Raw genomic sequence first — 21,837 nt, forward strand, 5'->3', positions numbered from 1 at the left:
CGTGCGGGTAAACCGAGGCGCTGGGTTCCTGTTTTCACAGAAACGACGAGCCCGCGAACCGTCGTTCCAGCGCACGCTGGAACCCAGCGCGAGGCAATCGGTTGTCGCGTCGCCGCCTCCTACGCAAAGGCCGATGCGATGCCCTCGCCATGCTGGTGAACCGAGGCGCTGGATTCCTGTTTTCACAGGAACGACGAGCAAAAAAAGGGGCCCATGGGCCCCTTTTTCTTTATTCCGGCTTCTGCCCGTTCTGCTGTTCCCACTTGTGCTGCTGGTCGAGCAGCTCTTCGGGGTCGAAGTTCGAGTTGTCGTTGCCGGTGATGCCCTGCATGCGCTCGACCACGTCCGCCGGCGGGTTGCCGTCGTAGATCTGGTAGAGGCGCTGCTGGCGGTAGGCGTCACGCATGAACACGTACGGGTCGTAGGCCGAATTCAGGAAGCTTTCGGCGTCGATCGCACGGGCGCGCAGGGTCACGAGATAAAGGACCGACGGGATGTAGTACTGGCCGGCCTTGAAGTCGTGATTGCGGGAGAAATAGCTGAGCGGATCGAAGAAGTAGCTGTCGACCGGCAGGCGCCAGACGTCGCGCGGCGTGGTCGGGCCGACGAAGGGCAGGACCAGGTAGCTGCCCTCGGGCACGCCCCAGCGGGCCAGGGTCACGCCGAAGTCGGTGTCATACAGCGGCATGCCGAGCAGGCTGGCTGGGTCCTTGAAGCCCAGGAAGCCGATGGTTAGGTTGACCACGAAGCGGCCGGTGGTCTGGATGGCCTGCTTGGGACGGGCCTGCAGCAGCTCGTTGGCGACCGTGATCGGCAGGCGGATATTCGTATAGAAATCGCTCACCGCGGTGCGGACCGGCGGGTTGGTCACCTTGCGGTAGCCCACGGCGACAGGCCGGATCAGGGTCTTGTCGAGGCTGTCGTTGAAGGCGTAGACCTTGCGGTTGAAGTGCTCGTTCGGGTCGTCGGTGCGCGGTGGGGCGATATGGCACGCGGCCAGGAGGCCGGTGGCCAGCAGGCCGAGCGCGGGGCGGACGATCCGTGACAGGAGGCTGGAAGGCATGGGGTCTACTTTACGGGGTGAGGCGATACTTTAGTGTACCGCTTGGTTTTATTATTTTCATCCGCCGGGTCCATCCGGGCCGGAACCGGGCATCATACCCCCGCCCCGATTGCCAGCCAACCGGCCTCGACGGTAGACTGTGCGGTCAGAAGTGTCTTTATTGTCAAGGATTTGAAATGGCCCGTATTACTGTCCAAGACTGCCTAGAGGTAGTCGACAATCGCTTCGAGCTGGTGCTCCTTGCGACCAAGCGCGCCCGTCAGCTCGCCAAGGGTGCCGAACCCACGATCGATCCGGATCACGACAAGCCGACCGTCGTCGCCCTGCGCGAAATCGCCGAGCGTCGCGTCACCGAAGATATGATCGACGCGATCGACAAGGCCACCCGCGAGCGTGCCGAGCGTGAAGCCCTCGAGTGGGCCGCCACCGAAGTGGACGACGACCTCTCGAAGGGCGGAGATGACTGATGACGCCGGGTCGCTGTCGGCCCTGCATTCATCCGTTCACTGCGCAGGTTGACGCGCGGCTCTCCATGCCGCGCGCGGGAGGCGTCGCCCGCTGAGGCGCGAGTTCTCCCATGGAAGTCATCCCTGCCAAAAAACTGACCGACGTGGTCGATACCGATCCAGTGCCGCCCTATGTGCAGGCGCTGGAAGAGCGCGTGGGCGCCTACCTGCCGCAAGAGCAGGTGCTGCGCATCCGCCGCGCCTTCCTGGTCGGTGCCGCCGCGCACGAAGGCCAGACGCGTAAATCGGGCGAGCCCTACATCACGCATCCCGTCGCCGTGGCCCAGGTGCTGGCCGATCTCGGACTCGACGCCGAGACGATCATCGCCGCGATCCTGCACGACACGCTTGAAGACACCAAGCTCGGTCGCGAGGAACTCGCCGGCGCGTTCGGCGAGACCGTCGCCGAACTGGTCGATGGCGTCACCAAGCTCGACAAGATGCGCTTCTCCAGTCGCGCCGAGGCCGATGCCGAGAGCTTCCGCAAGATGCTCCTGGCGATGGCGCGCGACCTGCGCGTGATCCTGATCAAGCTCTCCGACCGCCTGCACAACATGCGCACCCTCGGCGCCAAGGACTCCTCGTCGCGCCGCCGCATTGCGCGCGAGACGCTGGAAATCTACGCGCCCATCGCGCAGCGCCTGGGCATGAACAAATTCAAGGCCGAGCTGCAGGATCTCGGCTTCAAGGCGCTGTATCCCGATCGCCACCGCATCATCGGCGAGCGCATCCGCGCCGCGCTGGGCAACCGGCGCGAGGCGATGGCCAAAATCGAGATGGCGCTGGAAGGCCGCCTCGCCGCGGAGAAGATCCCGGGGCGCGCGGTCAGCCGCATCAAGTCGGCCTGGAGCATCTATTCGAAGATGCGCAACGAGCACAAGTCGTTCGCGCAGCTCATGGATGTCTACGGCTTCCGCGTCATCACCGACACGGCGATGCATTGCTACATGGCGCTGGGCGCCGTGCATGGCCTGTACAAGCCGGTGGACGCACGCTTCAAGGATTTCATCGCCATTCCCAAGGGCAATGGCTACCAGTCGCTGCATACCGTGTTGCTCGGGCCGTTCGGCGCCCCCATCGAGATCCAGATCCGTACCTCGGAAATGGAATCCGTGGCCGAGCGGGGTATCGCGGCGCACTGGGCGTACAAGAGCGACTCCGGTCCCGCGAACAGCGCGCAGCTGCGCGCGCGCGAATGGCTCTCGGCGCTGGCCGACAGCCAGGCCAACACGCCGTCGGCGTCCGAATTCCTTGAGAACGTCAAGATCGACCTCTTCCCGGACGAGGTCTACCTGTTCACGCCGCGTGGCGACATCTTCTCGCTGCCGCGCAACGCCACGGCCCTCGATTTCGCTTACGCGGTGCATACCGACGTCGGCGACCACGCCGTGGCGGCGCGCGTCGACAAGAAGCTGGTACCGCTGCGCACGCGCCTCATCTCCGGCCAGGTGGTGGAGGTCATCACCGCGCCCTCGGCCGTGCCCAATCCGGCATGGCTCGAAGCGGTGGTCACCGGCAAGGCGCGCACCGCGATTCGCCAGTACCTCAAGCACCTCCAGCACGAGGACGCGGTGGACTTCGGTCATCGCATGCTCGATCGCGCGCTCGATGCGCGGGGCCTGAGCCTCGATTCCATCCCGCCGGCCACGCTCGACCGTTTCCTCGACGATGCCAAGCTGCGTCGGCTGGAAGAACTGCTCGCCGAGATCGCGCTGGGCAACCGGTTCGCGGACCAGGTGGCCAACCAGCTCGTGTCGTTGCTCGGTCCGGGCGACGATCGTCACCCTTCGCCGGTGGATCAGCACAGCGCCGAGAAGATCCGCATCAGTGGCTCGGAGCGTGGCGTGCTGAGCTTCGGCAACTGCTGCCATCCGCTGCCGGGCGACGAGATCGTCGGTTACCTCTCGTCGGGCAAGGGCATCGTGGTGCATCGGGTGGAATGCCCCAATGTCGCTGAGTTCCGCAAATCGCCCGAGCGCATCGTGGCGATCGAATGGGATCGCGACGTTAGCGGCGATTACCGCGCCGAACTGCGGATCGAAGTGCTCAACCGTCCGGGCGTGCTCGCCACGGTGGCGGCGGCCATCGCCGATGCCAGCTCGAACATCGAGAACGTGGAATACATCGAGCGCGACAGCACGGCCGCGACGCTGCTCTTCGCCATCGAGGTGAAGGGTCGCAAGCACCTGGCGGACGTGATGCGTCGCGTGCGTCGCACGGGCGTGGTCAGCGGCGTTTATCGGCATCCCCTGTAGGAGCGCGCTTGCGCGCGATCGCGCGCAAGCGCGCTCCTACATGCGTCCTTGGTGGCGGCGGCGCGGTGCCTGCGGCTAGACTCGCCTGCATCACCACGAGGACATCCCATGACCCGTAGCATCATCGCCACCGACAAGGCTCCGGCCGCCATCGGCCCGTATTCGCAGGCCGTCCGCGCCGGTAACACTGTGTACTTCTCGGGCCAGATTCCGCTCGATCCGGCCACCGGCAACCTCGTCGAGGGCGACATCACCGCGCAGACCCGTCGCGTGTTCGACAACCTCGTCGCCGTGGCCGAAGCCGCCGGCGGCAAGCTGGCCGACATCGTGCGCGTGGGCATCTACGTCACCGACCTCGGCAACTTCGCCGCAGTGAACGCCGTGATGGCCGAATACTTCCAGCAGCCGTACCCGGCGCGTTCCACCATCGAGGTCTCGGGCCTGCCCAAGGGCGCCCAGGTCGAGGTCGACGCGATCCTCGTCCTGCCGTAAGGACGACGCCATCCCCGTGGCTCCCAGCGTGAGATCGACGTCCACCGCACCCTCGGTGGACCCGGGACGCGCGCCGCTGACGACGCTCGGCGGCGTCGGGCCGGCGCTCGCCGAGACGCTGGGCAAGCTCGGCCTGCGGGAGGTGCAGGACCTCTGGTTTCACCTCCCGCTGCGTTATGAAGACCGCACGCGCGTCGTATCCATCGGTGACTTGCGCCCTGGCGATCACGCACAGGTGGAGGGCACGGTCGATTTCGTCGAGCGCGGTTTCCGTTTCCGGCCGCAGTTGAAGGTCATCGTTTCCGACGATTCGGGGCGCGCGCTTTTGCTGCGCTTCTTCCATTTCCGCAAGAGCCAGGTCGACCAGTTGCCCAAGGGCACGCGCCTGCTCTGCTTCGGCGAAGTGCGCCAGGGGCCGCAGGGCCTGGAGATGGTGCATCCGCAGTACCAGCGCATCGAGGTCGGCGAACCCGTGGTGGTGGATGAGCGGCTGACGCCGGTCTATCCCACCACGGAAGGCCTGGGACCGCGCCGCTTGGGTAGCGTGATCGCCAAGGCGTTGGCCCACCTGCCGGCCGATGATCGGCTGGAGCTGATTCCCGAGGATGTCGGTCAGCCGCTGGGCATGGCCTCGTTGCGCGATGCGTTGCTGTACGTACATCGACCGCCGCCGGACGTGGATCTACGCCAGCTGGAACTAGGTACACATCCCGCGCAGAAACGGCTGGCGTTCGAAGAATTGCTGACCCAGCACTTGACCCTGCGTCGCATGCGCGCGGCGGTGAAGAAGCGCAAGTCGCCGGCGTTGAAGAGCGCCGGGAGCCTACGCGACCGTTTGCTCGCGTCTTTGCCTTTCGCGTTGACGAAAGCGCAGGCGCGCGTGTCCACCGAGGTGGCGCGCGACCTGTCCCGTCCGCACCCCATGCTGCGTCTCGTGCAGGGCGACGTGGGCAGCGGCAAGACCGTTGTCGCTGCACTCGCCGCCGTCGCCGCCGTGGAAAGCGGCTACCAGGTCGCGCTGATGGCGCCGACTGAATTGCTCGCCGAGCAGCACCTGCGCAATTTCCGTGCGTGGCTGGAGCCGATGGGGCTTGAGGTCGAATGGCTCGCCGGCAAGGTGCAGGGCAAGGCGCGCAAGAGCGCGCTGGCTCGCGTGGCCGACGGCAGCGCGCATGTCGTGGTGGGTACGCACGCGCTCATGCAGGAAGGCGTCGCCTTCGCGAAGCTCGGCCTGGTCATCGTGGACGAGCAGCATCGCTTCGGCGTGCACCAGCGCCTCGCACTGCGTGACAAGGGCGCGGAAGGCGAACTCATTCCGCACCAGCTGGTGCTCACCGCGACGCCGATTCCACGTACGCTGGCGATGAGTGCGTACGCGGATCTCGACGTGTCGTCCATCGATGAGTTGCCGCCCGGACGTACGCCGGTGCAGACGGTGGCCATTTCGAACGAGCGCCGTTACGACGTGATGGAGCGTATCCACGCGGCGTGCATGGAAGGTCGCCAGGTGTACTGGGTGTGCACGCTGATCGAAGAATCCGAGCAGCTCAACGCGCAGGCCGCCGAGGTGGCCCACGCGGAACTCGTCGCCGGCTTGCCTGACTTGGCCGTGGCGCTGATCCATGGGCGTATGAAGCCCAAGGAAAAGCAGGCGGTGATGGATGCCTTCAAGCGCGGCGAGATCGCCGTGCTGGTCGCCACCACTGTCATCGAGGTGGGCGTGGACGTGCCCAACGCCAGCCTCATGGTCATCGAGAACAGCGAGCGGTTGGGCCTTGCCCAGTTGCATCAGCTGCGTGGGCGCGTGGGTCGTGGTTCCATCGCGTCGTCCTGCGTGTTGCTTTACCAGACCCCACTGTCGCGGCTGGCGAAAGAGCGGCTCCAGGTGATGCGCGAAACCAACGATGGTTTCCGTATCGCCGAGAAGGATCTGGAGCTGCGCGGGCCGGGCGAAGTGCTCGGCACGCGGCAGACCGGCCAGCTGCAATTCCGCATCGCCGACCTTTCGCGCGATGCGCACCTGATGCCCGATGTGCAACGCGTGGCGGAGGCGATGATGCGCGACCATCCGGCGCGCTGCGAACGCCTCATCGCCCGCTGGGTCGGCGACGCGGCGCGCTACGTCGACGCCTGATCCTTTCCTGTAGGAGCGCGCTTGTCGTGGTGTGTGATCGCGCGCAAGCGCGCTCCTACAGGTGTGGGGTGCGCAGGCCGAGGTGCTGGCGGAGGTGGGTGGCGATGGCCGCGGTTTCGCGCAGCACGGGCTGGGTGTCGCCGGTGATGGCGTCCATGTCGTGCAGGCGGCCGGTGGCTCGCAGCTCGGCATGGAAGCGCGCCAGTTTCTCCGGTAGTGGGTCGCTGACGAGGGTATGCACGGGGCGGCCGGTGGCGCAGGCCTCCGACAGCATGTTCACCGAGTCCGGGGTGACTGCCAGCCGGTCGGCCCAGCCCAGGATGCCGGGATAAGGGTTCGCCCCGTCCCGTGGCGACGTCCATACGAAACCGGGCAACCCTGCCAGCGCGGCGCGGATCATCGGCATGTGCTCGGCGGGCGTGCGTCGCGAGGTGACCACCATCACCGAGCCGCCGTCACGTGCATGGCGCGCCTTCACGGCTTCCAGGAAAGCGGCGGTCACCGATGCGTCCACCGACTTGCCATGCCGCTCGCCGCCGAACAGCACGCCCAGGCGGGGACCCGGCAGGGCAGCGAAGCCGGCAAAGGCCGAGCGGGCGTCGGCCAGCCAGGCATCGTCCACAGGGTGCAACGAGCCGAGCGGGGAGAGCACGTTGTCGCCATGCAGGCCATCGTGCTTCGGTGCGACCACAAGATCCCAGTGCGCAGTGTCGATGCGCGGATCAAGGATCTGCACCGTGAGGGTGCGCCCACCGGACCAGTGCCGCATCAGACGAGTCACCCAGGCGGCCGTGCGACCGCAACCGATGGCCAGGGCGGGCCAGGGAGGCAGGAGGCTGTCGGTGTTTCCCGCCAGCGCCATGCTCGTTCCCGGCAGGAGTCGCGGCGCGAACCACGACCAAGGGGCACGCAGGTCGATCGCGACTTCGCGGATGGAGGGGGTGAGGGCTTCGGCCAGGGCCAACGCCTGCCGGCGGTTTCCCGCCCGGCCATCGGTGACGACCCAGCAGAATGGCGGGGCGGGCTGGGTCACGAGGGGATGCCGTGGTCGATTGTTATCGATATCGCGACAGTACGTTCCCCGGCAGGGCGATCCACGAAACCCGTCTTCACGCTTACACTCTCCGGACGCTGGCCCCTCTGGGCCCTTTTCGCCACTGTACAAGGATTCCCATGAGCGCTCCGCTGTCCGACGCCTCGCTTGACCAACTGTTCCGTACCGCGCGCACTTTCAACGCGTGGCAGGACAAGGAAGTGACCGACGAACAGATCCGCCAGATCTACGAACTGGCGAAGATGGGTCCCACGGCCGCGAACATGTCGCCGATGCGCGTCGCCTTCATCAAGTCCAAGGACGCCAAGGAGCGCCTGAAGCCGTTCCTGTCCGAGGGCAACGTCGAGAAGACCATGGTGGCCCCGGTGACCGCGATCGTCGCCACCGATTTCGCCTTCTACGAGCATTTGCCCAAGCTGTTCCCGCATGCCGATGCGCGCAGCTGGTTCGTTGGTAACGATCCGCTGATCCAGGAAGCCGGCCGCCGCAACGGTTCGCTCCAGGGCGCCTACCTCATGATCGCCGCCCGCTCGCTCGGCCTCGACTGTGGCCCGATGTCCGGTTTCGACCAGGCTGGCGTGGACGCCGAGTTCTTCGCCGGTACCCAGGTCAAGTCGAACTTCCTCGTGAACATCGGTTACGGCAACCCGGACGTCGGCCTGTTCGGCCGACTGCCGCGCCTCGATTTCGACGAAGCCGCCCAGATCCTCTGATTCCTTTCCCGCGGTGACCGTCCGGTCCCGCTGCACTTGGCAGTACCCACCCTCACTGCAGGAGACACACCATGCGCGCTCTTCGTTACCTCGCCCTCGCGGGCCTGCTCGCCACCGCCGGCACCGCCGTTGCCGCCCCGGTCACCTACAAGCTCGACCCGACCCACACCATGGTCCTGTTCAGCTGGAACCACTTCGGCTTTTCCAACCCGACCGCCAACCTGAACAACGTCGACGGCACCCTCGTCTATGACGAGAAGGACCCGACCAAGGCCACCGTCGAAGCGACGTTCAAGCTGGCCGACCTGGACACCTTCGTGCCGAAGCTCAACGAGCACCTGTCGTCGGACCAGTTCTTCGACGCCGCCAAGTACCCGACCATCACCTTCAAGAGCACCAAGGTCGCCACGGCGGGCAAGGGCAAGCTGAAGGTCACCGGTGACCTGACTGTGCACGGCGTGACCAAGCCGGTCACCCTCGACGTCACCGTGAACAAGGTCGGCGAGAATCCGATGATGAAGGGCACCCCGGTTGCCGGCTTCGACGCCGTCGCCACGCTCAAGCGCTCTGACTTCGGCGTGGGCGCCTACGTGCCGAACGTGTCGGACGAGATCAAGATCCGCATCACGACCGAAGCGCACGGCGAGAAGCAGTAAGTTTTTCCGGGGCTCGTCCCCAGGGGCCCGCGCCGGCGACGGCGCGGGCCTTTTTGTTTCTTGTTACCATTTCCTCCCAGTGCAAATCGTATCGCCCGGAGTTTTTCCATGAGCACCCACAACGCTGCGCGTCCCAACCCCGCGGCCGCGCCGCTGATCCCGGCGAACGCCGAAAACCGCTACGAGGTCACCCGGGCCGACCTGCCGCTTTCCTGCCCCATGCCGGGCATGTACCTGTGGAACTCGCATCCGCGCGTCTACTTGCCCATCGAGGACGACGGCGGCACGTCGAAGTGCTCGTACTGCGGCGCCACCTACGTTCTGAAAGACTGACGTCGCCATGCGGGCCCGCCTGCTGTCGAGCCCGCTCGCTACCCCAACGGACCGCCCATGGCCACCGTCTTTCCTAGTCGGACGATGACCGTCGTACAACTCGTCCCCGCCCTGCATTCGGGCGGCGCCGAGCGCTCGACCCTGGAAATCGCCAAGGCGCTGGTCCAGGCCGGCCATCGATCCATCGTGATCTCGGCCGGTGGTCGTCTCGTGGCCCAGTTGGAGGCCGAGGGTAGCCGTCATATCAGCCTGCCCATCGGGAAAAAGGCGCTTTCAACGCTGTTCCTGACCGGCAAGCTGCGTCGCATCCTGCGAGAGATCCAGCCCGATATCGTCCACGCTCGTTCACGCTTACCCGGCTGGCTCGGCTGGTGGGCGCTGCGTGGCCTGCGTCCCCGTCCGCACTTCGTCACCACGGTGCACGGGCTGAACACGCCGGGACGCTACAGCGCCATCCTGCTGCGCGGCGAGCGCGTCATCGTGGTCTCGCAGACCCTGCGCGACTACGTCCTGCGCCACTACCCGCGCGAGATCGAAGCGTCGCGCATTTCGGTGATTCCCCGGGGGATCGACACCGAGGCGTTTCCCTACGGATACCGTCCCGACGACAACTGGCAACGCTCGTTTCTTGAGCAGTATCCGCAGTTGGCCGGGGCGCCGTTGCTGACCCTCCCGGGGCGCGGTACGCGCCTGAAGGGACACGCCGACGCGATCGAGCTGGTCGGCGACCTGGCCCAGCGTTCCATCGACGTGCGCCTGCTCCTCCTGGGCGCCGACGAGCCGGGGCGCGAGGCCTATATCGAGGAACTGCGCCAGCTCGTCCGGGCGCGTGGCCTCGATGACAAGGTGGTGATCTTGCCGGCCCGCTCGGACATCAGGGACATCTATGCGATGTCCGCGCTGGTGCTGCAGTTGTCCCGCCGACCGGAGTCCTTTGGGCGCACCGTGGTCGAGGCGCTGGCGCTGTGCCGTCCCGTGATGGGCTATGCCCACGGCGGCGTTGGCGAGCTGCTGGCGGAACTGTATCCGGCAGGCCGCGTTCCGCTGGGCGATCGCGAGAAGCTGGTGGAACGCGCCGCGGAGCTGCTTCGCTTCGCGCCGCCCATCCCGCCGCCGCGCAGCTACCGTCTCGTCGACATGCAGACCAGTACGCTGGCGTTGTACGCCGACGTGGTGGAAGGCGTACCCACCGCATGAGCGCCGGCCTGGCGGCGAAGCTCCGCGCGGGGCTCGCATCCCCCCTGTTTCCCCTCTGGCTCGTGCCCGCGTTGTTGCCCGTGGGACGCAGCGCCGAGTTCGGCGTGTTCCTTTGCCTGCTGGGCGCGATGTTGCTGCTGGTCCGCGAGCCCAGGGTGCTGTCCCATCACGAGGGCGCGAAACTCTATCTCTGGCTGTTCGCCGCGTACGCTGGCGCCGCGCTGGTTTCCGCCGTGGATGCGGTGGCCCCTGGCAAGAGCTGGGGGACGGTGGTGGGCATCCTGCGTTTCGCCCCTCTTGGTGTCTACGCTTGTTTCGCCGTGCGGCGGCCCGGCAAGCTGCGTGCGCTTTACATGGCCACGGCCGTCGTCGTGGCCATCTGGGTGGTAGATGCCTGGGTCCAGGCCCTCACGGGCTACGGGCTGGCCGGCGCTTCCAACGCGGATCGTCTCTCGGGCATCTTCGGTGCCACCAACCTCAAGCTGGGGCCGGCGCTTTCGGCGTTTTCGCCTTTCCTTCTCTGGGCCGCGCGCGAGCGCTGGGGCCGGAAGGGGCTGGTCATGGCCTTTCTGCTGGCGCTGGGGCCCGTATTGCTGTCCGGATCGCGCGCCTCGTGGATTTGCTATGGATTGGTCGCCCTCGGGTTCCTCTGGCGCGAGGCGGGGTCATTCCGTCGTTTTGCGCTGGCCTGTGTCGGCACCGGCGGCGTGCTGCTGCTTGCCGGCGCGTTGGCCTGGCAGGTCTCGCCGAAGTTCCACGAGCGGATCGCCCGCACGCTGCCGGTACTCCAGGGCACCCAGGCTGGACTGGACAGCGCCTTGACCGGTCGCCTGGACATCTGGACGACGGCCGTGCGCCTCTACGAAACGCATCCGATCAACGGCGTCGGCGTCCGCGGCTTCCGCGTCGCCTACCCCGAGGTGGCGGCACCCGACGACCACTTCCTCACGGCTGAAAAGTGCGGGGAGGGCGAGGGCGCCTGCCACGCGCATCAGGTTCTGCTGGAGGTCGCCACCGAGACCGGCACCATCGGCCTGCTGGCATGGCTGGCGGCAACGGTGTTCGCCCTGCGCCAGTGGTGGAGGGCCGGCGTCGCGGCTCGTGCGCGGGCGTTCCCCGTCACGGTCGCCTTGGTGGCGATCCTCTTTCCGTTGAACACGCACATGGCGTTTTATTCGGCCTGGTGGGGATTGTTGGCGGCGTGGCTGCTGGCGATCTGGTGCGCCGCGCTGTATGCCGATCTACCGGACGGGGAGGGCACCCATGGCGCGTGAACCGCTTTCGGTGGTCGTCACGACCTTCGATAACGCCGACACCATCGAAGCCTGCCTGGCGTCGGTCCGTTTTGCCGACGAGATCGTGGTGCTCGATTCGGGCTCGACGGATGCGACAAGGGATATCGCCGAACGGCTCGGCGCGCGCGTGATGGTGCAGCCTTTTGCCGGCTACAGCGCGCAGAAGCAGGCCGCGATCCATCTCGCATCGCATCGCTGGGTGCTGTTGCTGGATTCGGACGAGGCCTTACCTGCCGTGGCGGCGCAACGCGTCGAGGCGGCGCTGGTGTCACCCCAGGTGGCCGGCTTCGAGTTGCTGCGCAGGGAATGGGTGTTCTGGCGCTGGCAGCCGGCGCGCGCACGGCTTAACCACTATGTTCGCCTGTTCGATCGCACACGGGCCCGCATGAGCGGCCACGAAGTGCATGAGAGCGTGGTGGTGGATGGTCCGGTAAGACGACTCGACGCCGTCATCGATCACTATGGCGAACGTGACATCGAAGGCCGTGTCGACAAGGCGAATCGTTATTCGTCGTTGCAGGTGGCAGACCGTCACACCCGGCTACCGTCGTTCCTGCGCGCCCGCATGGTGGTGTACCCGACGATCGCCTTCGCCCGTTACTACTTCTGGCGCGGCCACTGGCGCGGAGGCTGGGCCGGCTTCGTCGCCGCGCGAGTGCACGCGTTCTATGCGTTCCTGAAGTACGCGAAGCTCTACGAGCGCGAGCGCTCAGGCGGCCAGGGCTTCCTGGCGAAGCTGGAAGCCGAACGCCGCGACCAGTAGCGAGCAGGCCTCGTGACGCAGGGCTTCGCGACGACGGAACTCGCTGCGACGCTTGCTCTCGACCTCGGACGCACAGCGCACCGGTTCGCGCGGAGGTACGGCGAAGAAGCCGTCTTCCGCCGGTACGGCTTCGGCTTCGAGCCAGAAGGCGTCGTAATCGGCCTTGATCTTGCCCGGGCGGTTCGCAAACGGATGCGCCGCGTTGCCGATGCCGAGCACGCGCTCCACCTCGAAGGCCTCCGCGAGCGAGCGGATCATCGACAGCAGCAGGTTCTTCGGACGAAGGCCATGGCACTGCTTGGTGAAATCGCGCACGACGTCGCGCCCGGCGTTGTTTGCCGCACCCTGCAGGCAGCCGATGACGATGCTGCGTCCACCATCGATGAAAGAGATGGCGGCATAGGAAATCTGCAGGTCGTTGTCGTCGGTAAGCGAGAGGCTGAGTTCGCCTTCACGGTCACGCAGGCGCGGTGCCTTGAGGATCAGGTTGAGGCCGGAACCGTCGCGCAGTTCGATGCGCCCCAGGCGCACCTGGCGCGAACGATAGAGCGTGTCGAACAGCTCGCGCGGAAAGCGGGCGAGGGCAAACTCGTAGTGCGCCCGCAACGCTTCCAGGCGACGGTCGCGCGACCAGCGGCGGGACATGTAACGATGCTGATAGCGCTCGATCAGGGTCGCGTCCACCTGGGTCAACCCGGCCATGTCGGGCGATTCCAGCAGCGCGAGCCAGGCGTCGTGGCGGGCGAAGCGCACGACCGAACGGCCGACATACGTCAGCGTGGCACCGATGCCACGGATGCGCTTGCTGTGCCAGCTGGACCGGCCGCGCAGCGAGCGCGCGAAACGGAAGAGCGACTGCATGAATGGACGTCCATCTTTTCGGGGAATGGACGACATTCTACGCCCGCGAAATTTCGCGAAGCTTTCGTCTGTAAGCCTGGGAAATGCCTGCTTAAGCAGTTGCTTGCGCATGCAAGCATCGGCCTCAGTAGATACGGGGCTCGCCGGGCGGCCGGGTCTTGAACCGTTTGTGAACCCAGAGGTATTGCTCCGGCGCCTCGCGCACCATCTGCTCGATCTGGGCGTTCACCACGGCGGTGTCCAGGGCGGCGTCCTTGCTCGGGACATCGGGCAGCGGCGCACCCAGGCGCATGACATAACCGGTGTCGTCGGGCAGACGGCGATGATAGAAGGGAATGACAGCCGCGCCCGACATGCGCGCCAGGTGATGGGTGGCCGTGATGGTCGCGGCGGGCACGCCGAAGAAGGGGACGAATACGTTGTCCTTGCTGCGCATGTCCTGGTCGGGGGCGTACCAGACGGTGCCGCCGGCCTTCAGGTACTTCACGGTGCCGCGGATATCGTCCTTGTCGAACATGGCGTCGGCATAGTGCAAGCGCGAGCGCAGCACGGCGAACTCGAAGACGTCCGAATCCATGCGCCGGTACATGCCGGCGATGCGGATACGCTGCGATACCAGGCGGGCGCATAGTTCCAGGTGCGAGAAGTGTCCCCCGACCAGCAGGACACCCCGTCCCGAGGCCCTGGCGGCCTCCAGGTGCTCCAGGCCCTCGATGCGGACAGGGACGCGCGCGATGGCTCGGTCCGAGCCCATCCAGCCGAGCGCGAATTCGGCGAGCATCATGCCGACATCGCACAGGTTGGCCCTGACCAGGGCCCGCTGGGCCTCCGGATCGAGTTCGGGGAAGCACAGGGCGATGTTCGTGGCCGCGATGCGCCGGCGCTCCCGGTTCAGATGCAGGGCCAGCCGGCCGGCGAGTCGTCCGAGCCCCATCAACAGGCGGAACGGGAGGTGGGCGATCAGCCAGATGACGGCCACGCCGATCCACGCCGGCCAGTGGCGGGGCGTAAGGAGGCGACGCGTCAGGGAGGGATAGGGCATTCCGGGCATGGCCGACCATTGTAGCGAATGGGGGCGGCTATACTGCCCGGCCACCCCTCATGCCCGGGAAACGCGTGCTCCTGCGCCTGCTCTACAACTTCGCCATGTACCTGTTCACGCCGCTGGTGATGCTGCGGCTGATGGCCAGGGGTATGCGTTATGGCGATTACCATGTGCGCTGGAGGGAGCGTTTCGGCAGCTTTCGCGAGCCCAGGCTCAACGGTTGCCTCTGGGTGCACGCCGTATCCGTCGGCGAGGTGAACGCGGCCGAGCCGCTGGTGAAGGCGCTGATGGAGGCCTATCCACGGGCGCCGATGCTGGTCACGACGGTCACGCCGACGGGCTCCGAGCGAGTCCGACAGCTGTTCGGCGACAGCGTGCACAGTGTCTATCTGCCCTACGACCTGCCGTTCGCGGTGCGCCGGTTCCTGCGCAATACCCGTCCCCGCCTGGCGGTGATCGTCGAAACCGAGATCTGGCCGAATCTGTATTTCGCCTGCCGCCGGCATGGCATCCCGCTGTTGATCGCCAATGCGCGCCTTTCCGAGCGTTCGCTACGCGGATACGCCCGGCTGAACTCGCTGGTCCGCCGTGCCCTGCGTTGCGTGAGCCACATTGCCGCGCAGTCGCGGACCGACGCGGCCCGGTACCGCCTTCTGGGTGCCGAACCCAGCCAGCTCACCGTATGCGGCAACCTCAAGTTCGACATGCCCGTGCCGCGGGCGGCCCTGGAGTCCGGTATCGCCATGCGCGAGGCCTGGGGAACGGGGCGCCCGGTATGGATCGCGGCCAGCACCCACGAGGGCGAGGAGATGTGCGTGCTGGAGGCCCATCTCGATGTGCTCAGGCGCCTGCCCGACGCCCTGCTGTTGATCGCACCCCGGCATCCGGAGCGCTTCAAGGCGGTCGAGGCCTCGGTGCGCAGCCTCGGCTTTACGGTCGCCACACGCAGCGTGGACGGTGTCCCCGGCCACACCACGCAGTGCTTCGTGATCGACTCGATGGGTGAGTTGCTGCGTTTCTTCGCCGCCTCCGATGTCGCGTTCGTGGGCGGCAGCCTGGTGTCCATCGGTGGTCACAACGTGCTGGAACCGGCGGCGCTGAGCAAGCCCGTGCTGGTCGGTCCGCATACCTTCAATTTCGAGGAGATCACCCAGGAACTCCTCGACCGCGGTGGCGGCCTGCGCATTCCCGACGGCGATACGCTGGGTGCCGAGGTCCTTTCCCTGCTCCGTGACGAGACGCGCCGCGCATCCATGGGGCGCGCGGCGCGTCAGGTCTTCGAAGCCGAACGGGGTTCCGTTGGCAAGGTCATGAAGCTGGTGGACGGCCTGCTCCAGGAGTGAGGCCTCAGCCGCCGTGGAAGGACGCGGCGAAGCCGTCGTTGCAGCCGAAGCTGGCTTCCACTCAGTCGATGGTGCAGGCGAAGTGGCCTTCGACGGTTTCGCCGCCGAGCGCGTTCTTGCGATGGGACAGGCGCATGGAGCCCACGCGCTGACCCTGTGCCATGCAGTTGTCGCGAACTTTGTCGCGAGCTGCCTCGTAAGCCGATTCACGATCGCCGACGGCATGCACGCGCCCGATGGCCGAGAGACCATCCTCCGTGTCGTAGATGAAAGCCATGGTGGTGTGCTTGCGCTCCGACGGATCGGTGGCGGCGAAGGTGTCGTCCTGAAGATGACAGGTGATGCTGGCACTCGCGTACGGGGCAGACGAGGTTTCGTTCGCCGGTAGCTCGGCGTAGCCGGTGACGAAGCCCTTGTGCTCGTCGCAGACGCGCATCGCCCGGACCCAGTGCTTGCGGAAGGCAGGTGCATCGCCACGGATTCCTGCCGCTTCGGGCACGGCGTACTCGAAGGCGATGACGATGGCGTTGCCGGGCTCTGGTAGGTCGGAGGCACGCAGCGAGGAAGCGGCGAAGGTCGTGGCGAGCGCCACGCCGGCAAAGGCGAGATGACGTTTCATGATTCGTCCTTGAGGAGAGGGAATGCCGCCATGGAGCGGCCCACGCATTCTTGTGGTGGCCCGTGTCGGCGGCCAGCGGATCAACCCCTGTGCTCACGCAGGCGCATGCCGTGTCCATGGCGAGCGATTTCCTGCCCGGATGTCGCCCATGAAAAAAGGCGGACCCTCGCGGGCCCGCCTTTTTTGCGTGGCTTTCGCCGTGCTTACTGGAGCAGCGAGTTGATCGTTTCCATGTCCTTGAAGTCCACCGTGCCGGCCGTCTGCTTGAGCAGCAGCTTGTCGAGGATGAACTGGTGGCGCGCCTGCGAATAGTTGCTGAGCGCCTGGGTCAGGTTCTGCTGCGCGATGAGCACGTCCACGATGGTACGGGTACCCACTTCGAAGCCGGCCTGCGTGGCGTCTCGCGCGCTCTCGGCGGATTCCACGGCGGCCTTGGTCGCGCCGACCTTGCTGATGCCGGCGACGACCGAGCGGTAGTAGTTCAGCGTGTCGCGGACGACCTGGCGGCGGGTAATCTCCAGCGAATCCTGGGCGGAATCGCGGTTGTAGATCGCCTGACGCACCTTCGACTGCGTGTAGCCGCCGGAGAAGATGGGCACCGTCAGGGTCAGGCCGACCGTGGTCGTGCCGCGGCCGTTCGGGTTGTTGGCGCTGTTCACTGCGCCCAGGTTCTCGGTCCACGACGACGACTTGCCGTATGACGCCGTGGCGCCGAGGGTCGGCAGGTGGCCGGCACGGGCGGCCGAGATCGAATGCTCGTTGGCATCGACGTTGTACTGACCCGAGATGATCGTCGGGTTGGTCTTGACGGCCTGGGCCACCCACGCGTTCGGATCGTTCGGGGTCGGCGCGTCCATCGGCAGCTGCTCGCGCAGCTTCTTCAGGTTCTCGGACGGCTTGCCGGTGATCTGGGTCAGGGCTTCGCGCGAGTCGGCCAGGGTGTTCTCGGCGGTGATCACGGAGGCCACGGCGGAGTCGTGCTGGGCCTTGGCGTCCTGCACGTCGGTGATGGCCGACAGGCCCACGTCGAAACGCTGCTGGGCCTGCTCGAGCTGGCGGGCGAGCGCCTGTTCGTTGGCCTTGGCGAAGGTCAGCGCGTCGTCGTTGGTGAGCACCAGGAAGTAGGCCGAGGCCACGCGGGCAAATAACTGCTGCGCGGAGGCGTCGTAGGCGGCGTTTTGCGAGTCGGCCGACGAATGGGCGGCCTTCAGGTCGGCCAGCTTGCTGAAGTCGACCACGGTCTGGGTGATGTTCGCATTGAGCGTACGCGTGCGGGTATGACCGGCGTCGTCCGAGAGAACCGGGCGGCCCTGGGCATCACGCAGGGGATTGCCCGCTGCGTCGGTCAGCTGGGTCCGCGACGGACCGGCCGGATCGGCCTGGTTGAGGCTGAGCGTAGCGTTGGCCTGCGGGAGCAGGGCCGAACGTGCCTGCACCACGCCTTCACCGCTGGCGAGGCGCTGGGAATCCGCCTGGGACAGCGTCGGATCGTTGGCACGGGCCAGGCGGTAGGCCTCGAGCAGGTCTTCCGCGTGGCTGGCGAACGGCATCGCGGCCAGTGCGAACGCGACGGTGAACAGCTTCAAGCGCATGGTATCGCCTCGTGGATGATGGGAAATCTGGTGGGGTCAGAGCACGAAGCGCTTCACCGGCGCGGCATGCGCCAGGTAGGGAAGGTCCGTTTCAAACAGGGATTCCTCGCGGAAGCGGCCCTCGCCCTCATGGGTGAGGAGCACCGCCGTCTGGGCGGGGGAGTCGCCACGGACCACGAACATGCGGCCGCCCGGCTTCAGCCAGCGGACGAACTTCTCGGGAACCGCATGGACCGCCCCGGTGACCACGACGACGTCGAAAACGCCAGCCGGGGCATAGCCGTTGACGGCCTCGGCGGTGTCCAGCGCGACATTGGTGACGCCGGCGGCGGCCAGGCGCTGGCGCGCGGCGTCGACGAAGTCGGCATGCATGTCGATGCTGGTGACCTTGCCGGCAAGGCGGGCGAGGCAGGCGGTGAGGTAGCCCGAGCCGGTGCCGATCTCGAGCACCGTGTCGGTCTTGTTCAGGGCAATGGCCTGGAGCACGCGGCCTTCGATGACCGGCTTCATCATCACCTCGCCATGGCCCAGGGGCAGGGTGAGGTCGGCGAACGCCACGTTACGGTGAGCCGGCGCGACGAAGTCCTCGCGACGGACAGCCTTCAGGGTTTCGAGGACGTCATAGTCGAGGACCTCCCAGGGGCGGACCTGGTTCTCGACCATGTTCTGCCGGGCCTGCTCGAAATTCATCGCCATGGTGTTCAATCCCGTACGAAATCTGCAAAAAAGGTTCGGAAGGATAAGCGCTTACCGCCTACATTCCCAATGTGTAAAGGCTGCGGGCGCCGTGCCATCGGACGAAGTGCCGGAAGTCACCGGACGGACCTGACGGAAGTCATGCTTCCGTGAGATCCAGGACTCTGGCGGCTGAACGACCGATGGCGAGCATCCCTTCAGGCCATGGGAACCGCCGATCGGAGGCCCCACCTCACATTCTAAGGTAGACGGGCGGCGATGCTCCGCTTTTTCCGGTGACGTGGACGGCAACCGCGTCGTGCTGGAAATAACTAAACCGATGCGTATAATAAAGTCATAATCTTTGTTTGTGAAGGTGTAGCCATGAACGCCAGCCCGAAAATGAAACCCCAGGGCCCGGGGCGTCCGAAGGACATGGAGAAACGCGCGGCCATCCTCGACGCGGCCAAGGCCCTGTTCACCCAGGGCGGCTTCGCGGGTACCAGCATGGACGCCGTTGCCGCGTCCGCCGGCGTATCCAAGCTCACCGTCTACAGCCATTTCGGCGACAAAGACAACCTTTTCCGTGAAGTGATCCGCGCGCACGTGCAGGAGCGCCTGCCGGACAACCTCTTCGACTTCAGCCCCGGCGCGGACATCCGCATCACCCTGGGCAACATCGCCAGCCGTCATGCGGCGATGGAAACCAACACGGAGTCCGTGGGTACCTTCCGCGCGATCCTTTCGGACTGCCATTCGGGCGGCAACCCGCGTTTCGGCCGGTTGGTCTGGGAAGAAGGCCCGGCACGCATGCACAAGCTCGTGCAGCGACTGCTCGAAGGTGCCACCAGCCGTGGTCAGCTCGACATTCCTGATGTCTCCCGCGCTACCACGCAGTTCCTGGCCCTGCTCAAGGGCGACCTGCTGATTCGTCGCCTGTTCGGTTGCGAGGACTGTGCCGTGCAGTTCGCCGAAGAGGTGCGCGCCAACGCGCAGGCGGCGGTCGAGATGTTCATGCGCGCGTATTCGCCGCGCAGCGAAGCCTGATATCGCTCGCATCCGCTGCCGCTTCGTGCTTGAATGGCCGGCGAAGCGGGGGTGCCCATGCGAAAAGCGCGGGCTGAGAGAGTCCCTTCGAACCTGATCCGGTTGGTACCGGCGTAGGAAGCTTCGTCCACGGGTGACGTGCGTCTGCGCGCGGGCCCGTGGCGGCGCCGTCCGCTTCTCCCTTCCCCGTGAGGACCGAGAAGCCGATGAATGCCATGCCGTCCGACCTTGCCCGCGCCGCGCGCGAGCTTTCCGAATCCGTCACCCAGCCGATCTCCGGATCGCGCAAGATCCATGTGACCGGTAGTCGCCCCGACCTGCGCGTGCCCATGCGCGAGATTGCCCAGTCCGCCACGCCGACGCTGTTTGGCGGCGAAACCAATCCCTCCGTTGTCGTCTATGACACCTCCGGCCCCTATACCGACCCCGCCCACGCGATCGATCTCGCGGTGGGCCTGCCCGCCCTGCGTGCGGGCTGGATCGAGGAGCGCGGCGACGTGGAGCGCCTGGCGGGACTGTCCTCGGACTTCGGCCGCGCGCGTGAGACCGATGCCCGACTGGACGCCATCCGTTTTGGCGCGACGCGTCGTCCGCTGCGCGCGAAGACGGGCGCCAACGTCACCCAGATGCACTATGCCCGCCGTGGCATCGTCACGCCGGAAATGGAATACATCGCCATCCGCGAGAACCAGCGCATCGAGGCGCTGGGCGAGAGCGCGCTGCGCATCCAGCATCCTGGCGAGGCCTTTGGTGCCGCGCTGCCCCGGCTCATCACGCCGGAATTCGTGCGTGACGAAGTGGCCCGGGGCCGCGCGATCATTCCCGCCAACATCAATCATCCCGAAGCCGAGCCGATGATCATCGGCCGCAACTTCCTCACCAAGGTCAACGCGAACATCGGCAACAGCGCCGTCAGTTCGGGCATCGCCGAGGAAGTAGAAAAGCTGGTGTGGGCGATCCGCTGGGGCGGCGATACGGTGATGGACCTTTCCACCGGCAAGCACATCCACGAGACGCGCGAGTGGATCATCCGCAATTCGCCGGTGCCCATCGGCACGGTGCCGATCTACCAGGCGCTGGAGAAGGTCAACGGCGTCGCCGAGGATCTTACCTGGGAGATCTTCCGCGACACGCTCATCGAGCAGGCGGAGCAGGGCGTCGATTACTTCACGATCCACGCGGGCGTGCTGTTGCGCTTCGTGCCGCTGACCGCGAAACGCGTCACGGGCATCGTTTCGCGCGGCGGCTCCATCATGGCCAAGTGGTGCCTGGCGCATCATCGCGAGAACTTCCTCTACACACATTTCGAGGATATCTGCGAGATCATGAAGGCCTATGACGTGTCCTTCAGTCTCGGCGATGGCCTGCGTCCGGGATGCGTCGCCGACGCCAACGACGCGGCCCAGTTCGGCGAGCTGGACACGCTGGGCGAACTCACGCAGATCGCGTGGAAACACGATGTGCAGTGCATGATCGAAGGCCCTGGCCATGTACCCATGCAGCTCATCAAGGAGAACATGGAGCGCCAGCTGGAGAAGTGCCACGAGGCGCCGTTCTACACGCTGGGGCCACTCACCACCGACATTGCGCCGGGCTACGACCACATCACCAGCGCCATCGGCGCCGCGATGATCGGCTGGTTCGGCACGGCGATGCTCTGCTACGTCACGCCGAAGGAGCACCTCGGCTTGCCGAATCGCCAGGATGTGCGCGACGGCATCATCGCGTACAAGATTGCCGCCCATGCCGCCGACCTGGCCAAGGGCCATCCGGGTGCCCAGGTGCGCGACAACGCATTGTCCAAGGCACGCTTTGAATTCCGCTGGGACGATCAGTTCAACCTTGGACTCGATCCAGACAAGGCCCGCGAGTTCCACGACGAGACGATGCCCAAGGACGCGCACAAGTCCGCGCACTTCTGCTCGATGTGCGGGCCGAAGTTCTGCTCCATGAAGATCACACAGGACGTACGCGAATACGCCGAAGGCATGGAGGGGAAGGCGCTGGAATTCCGCGAACAGGGCGGGGAGGTCTACCGGAAGGCGTGATCGCGCCTGCTTCGCCGTGGCCCTGGGCGCATGCCCGGGGTTACGGCGGAAGGCTCCGAGGGAAACGCACACGATTCCCATTCGGCCGCCTTCACCCGCTTTTCCCAGCGCCGGTCCTACCGTCTGGAGCCTTCCCCACGTCACCT

Annotated in this window: 20 protein-coding genes and 1 riboswitch; of the genes, 13 read left to right on the forward strand and 7 right to left on the reverse strand. The window is 66.2% G+C overall.

What is annotated here, in order from left to right; all coding sequences use genetic code 11:
- Window positions 1-229 precede the first annotated feature (229 nt).
- Window positions 230-1,063, reverse strand: coding sequence for a VacJ family lipoprotein (locus GAK28_RS20840; protein WP_291784009.1), 834 nt, complete (start codon window positions 1,061-1,063; stop codon window positions 230-232).
- A 176-nt stretch (window positions 1,064-1,239) separates the two neighbouring features.
- Between GAK28_RS20840 and rpoZ the strand changes: the two genes are divergently transcribed.
- The 4 genes from rpoZ (at window position 1,240) to recG (ending at window position 6,450) form a co-directional block, all read left to right on the forward strand.
- Complete coding sequence (gene rpoZ, locus GAK28_RS20845) at window positions 1,240-1,530, forward strand: DNA-directed RNA polymerase subunit omega (RefSeq protein ID WP_291784011.1); 291 nt, start codon at window positions 1,240-1,242, stop codon at window positions 1,528-1,530.
- A 110-nt stretch (window positions 1,531-1,640) separates the two neighbouring features.
- Window positions 1,641-3,824: a bifunctional (p)ppGpp synthetase/guanosine-3',5'-bis(diphosphate) 3'-pyrophosphohydrolase gene (locus GAK28_RS20850; protein ID WP_291784013.1), complete on the forward strand. Its 2,184-nt coding sequence runs from the start codon at window positions 1,641-1,643 to the stop codon at window positions 3,822-3,824.
- 108 nt (window positions 3,825-3,932) lie between these two features.
- Window positions 3,933-4,316, forward strand: coding sequence for a RidA family protein (locus GAK28_RS20855; protein ID WP_291784015.1), 384 nt, complete (start codon window positions 3,933-3,935; stop codon window positions 4,314-4,316).
- 28 nt (window positions 4,317-4,344) lie between these two features.
- Window positions 4,345-6,450 (forward strand): ATP-dependent DNA helicase RecG, encoded by a 2,106-nt coding sequence (recG, locus tag GAK28_RS20860; protein ID WP_291784017.1) that lies wholly within the window; start codon window positions 4,345-4,347, stop codon window positions 6,448-6,450.
- A 55-nt stretch (window positions 6,451-6,505) separates the two neighbouring features.
- Here the strand turns inward: recG and GAK28_RS20865 are convergent, their stop codons facing one another.
- Entirely contained in the window at window positions 6,506-7,483 is a 978-nt protein-coding gene (locus GAK28_RS20865) for a mitochondrial fission ELM1 family protein (RefSeq protein WP_291784019.1), read from the reverse strand.
- Window positions 7,484-7,623: 140 nt separating this feature from the next.
- On the opposite strand from GAK28_RS20865, the gene GAK28_RS20870 reads away from it, so the two are divergent.
- The 6 genes from GAK28_RS20870 (at window position 7,624) to GAK28_RS20895 (ending at window position 12,461) form a co-directional block, all read left to right on the forward strand.
- A complete protein-coding gene (locus GAK28_RS20870) occupies window positions 7,624-8,217 on the forward strand; it encodes a malonic semialdehyde reductase (protein WP_291784020.1) in 594 nt (197 codons plus the stop codon).
- Window positions 8,218-8,288: 71 nt separating this feature from the next.
- On the forward strand, window positions 8,289-8,873 hold the full coding sequence (locus GAK28_RS20875) for a YceI family protein (RefSeq protein WP_291784022.1): 585 nt from the start codon (window positions 8,289-8,291) through the stop codon (window positions 8,871-8,873).
- A gap of 108 nt (window positions 8,874-8,981) precedes the next feature.
- The gene (locus GAK28_RS20880; protein WP_291784025.1) at window positions 8,982-9,206 is read left to right on the forward strand and encodes a zinc-finger domain-containing protein; all 225 of its coding nucleotides are present in this window, start codon (window positions 8,982-8,984) and stop codon (window positions 9,204-9,206) included.
- 84 nt (window positions 9,207-9,290) lie between these two features.
- Window positions 9,291-10,403, forward strand: a complete 1,113-nt coding sequence (locus GAK28_RS20885) for a glycosyltransferase (RefSeq protein WP_291784027.1) — start codon at window positions 9,291-9,293, stop codon at window positions 10,401-10,403.
- A complete protein-coding gene (locus GAK28_RS20890; protein ID WP_291784029.1) occupies window positions 10,400-11,677 on the forward strand; it encodes an O-antigen ligase family protein in 1,278 nt (425 codons plus the stop codon). Before GAK28_RS20885 ends, GAK28_RS20890 begins: the two co-directional genes overlap by 4 nt.
- Window positions 11,667-12,461 (forward strand): glycosyltransferase family 2 protein, encoded by a 795-nt coding sequence (locus tag GAK28_RS20895; RefSeq protein ID WP_291784031.1) that lies wholly within the window; start codon window positions 11,667-11,669, stop codon window positions 12,459-12,461. Before GAK28_RS20890 ends, GAK28_RS20895 begins: the two co-directional genes overlap by 11 nt.
- Here GAK28_RS20895 and GAK28_RS20900 read toward each other — a convergent pair.
- Window positions 12,408-13,322 (reverse strand): DUF535 family protein, encoded by a 915-nt coding sequence (locus GAK28_RS20900; RefSeq protein ID WP_291784033.1) that lies wholly within the window; start codon window positions 13,320-13,322, stop codon window positions 12,408-12,410. The genes GAK28_RS20895 and GAK28_RS20900 overlap by 54 nt on opposite strands.
- 124 nt (window positions 13,323-13,446) lie before the next feature.
- Window positions 13,447-14,373: an LpxL/LpxP family Kdo(2)-lipid IV(A) lauroyl/palmitoleoyl acyltransferase gene (gene lpxL / locus GAK28_RS20905; protein WP_291784035.1), complete on the reverse strand. Its 927-nt coding sequence runs from the start codon at window positions 14,371-14,373 to the stop codon at window positions 13,447-13,449.
- A gap of 50 nt (window positions 14,374-14,423) precedes the next feature.
- Here lpxL and waaA point away from each other — a divergent pair, with 50 nt between their 5' ends.
- A complete protein-coding gene (waaA, locus tag GAK28_RS20910; RefSeq protein WP_291784037.1) occupies window positions 14,424-15,710 on the forward strand; it encodes a lipid IV(A) 3-deoxy-D-manno-octulosonic acid transferase in 1,287 nt (428 codons plus the stop codon).
- Window positions 15,711-15,771: 61 nt separating this feature from the next.
- On the opposite strand, the gene GAK28_RS20915 is transcribed toward waaA, so the two are convergent.
- The 3 genes from GAK28_RS20915 to GAK28_RS20925 all read right to left on the reverse strand — a co-directional run bounded on the left by GAK28_RS20915 (window position 15,772) and on the right by GAK28_RS20925 (window position 18,617).
- Entirely contained in the window at window positions 15,772-16,329 is a 558-nt protein-coding gene (locus GAK28_RS20915) for a hypothetical protein (protein ID WP_291784039.1), read from the reverse strand.
- A 203-nt stretch (window positions 16,330-16,532) separates the two neighbouring features.
- Complete coding sequence (locus GAK28_RS20920) at window positions 16,533-17,921, reverse strand: TolC family outer membrane protein (RefSeq protein WP_291784041.1); 1,389 nt, start codon at window positions 17,919-17,921, stop codon at window positions 16,533-16,535.
- A gap of 36 nt (window positions 17,922-17,957) precedes the next feature.
- A complete protein-coding gene (locus GAK28_RS20925) occupies window positions 17,958-18,617 on the reverse strand; it encodes a protein-L-isoaspartate O-methyltransferase (RefSeq protein ID WP_291784042.1) in 660 nt (219 codons plus the stop codon).
- 363 nt (window positions 18,618-18,980) lie between these two features.
- Here GAK28_RS20925 and GAK28_RS20930 point away from each other — a divergent pair, with 363 nt between their 5' ends.
- Both GAK28_RS20930 and thiC read left to right on the forward strand, forming a co-directional pair.
- Entirely contained in the window at window positions 18,981-19,643 is a 663-nt protein-coding gene (locus GAK28_RS20930) for a TetR/AcrR family transcriptional regulator (RefSeq protein ID WP_291784044.1), read from the forward strand.
- A 37-nt stretch (window positions 19,644-19,680) separates the two neighbouring features.
- A riboswitch (TPP riboswitch) is annotated at window positions 19,681-19,780 on the forward strand.
- Between the two features lie 69 nt (window positions 19,781-19,849).
- Window positions 19,850-21,691 carry a phosphomethylpyrimidine synthase ThiC gene (thiC, locus tag GAK28_RS20935; protein WP_291784047.1) on the forward strand — a complete coding sequence of 614 codons (1,842 nt, stop codon included), beginning with the start codon at window positions 19,850-19,852 and terminating at the stop codon, window positions 21,689-21,691.
- Window positions 21,692-21,837 lie beyond the last annotated feature (146 nt).

Source organism: Luteibacter sp., from assembly GCF_009912395.1.
GTDB lineage: Bacteria > Pseudomonadota > Gammaproteobacteria > Xanthomonadales > Rhodanobacteraceae > Luteibacter.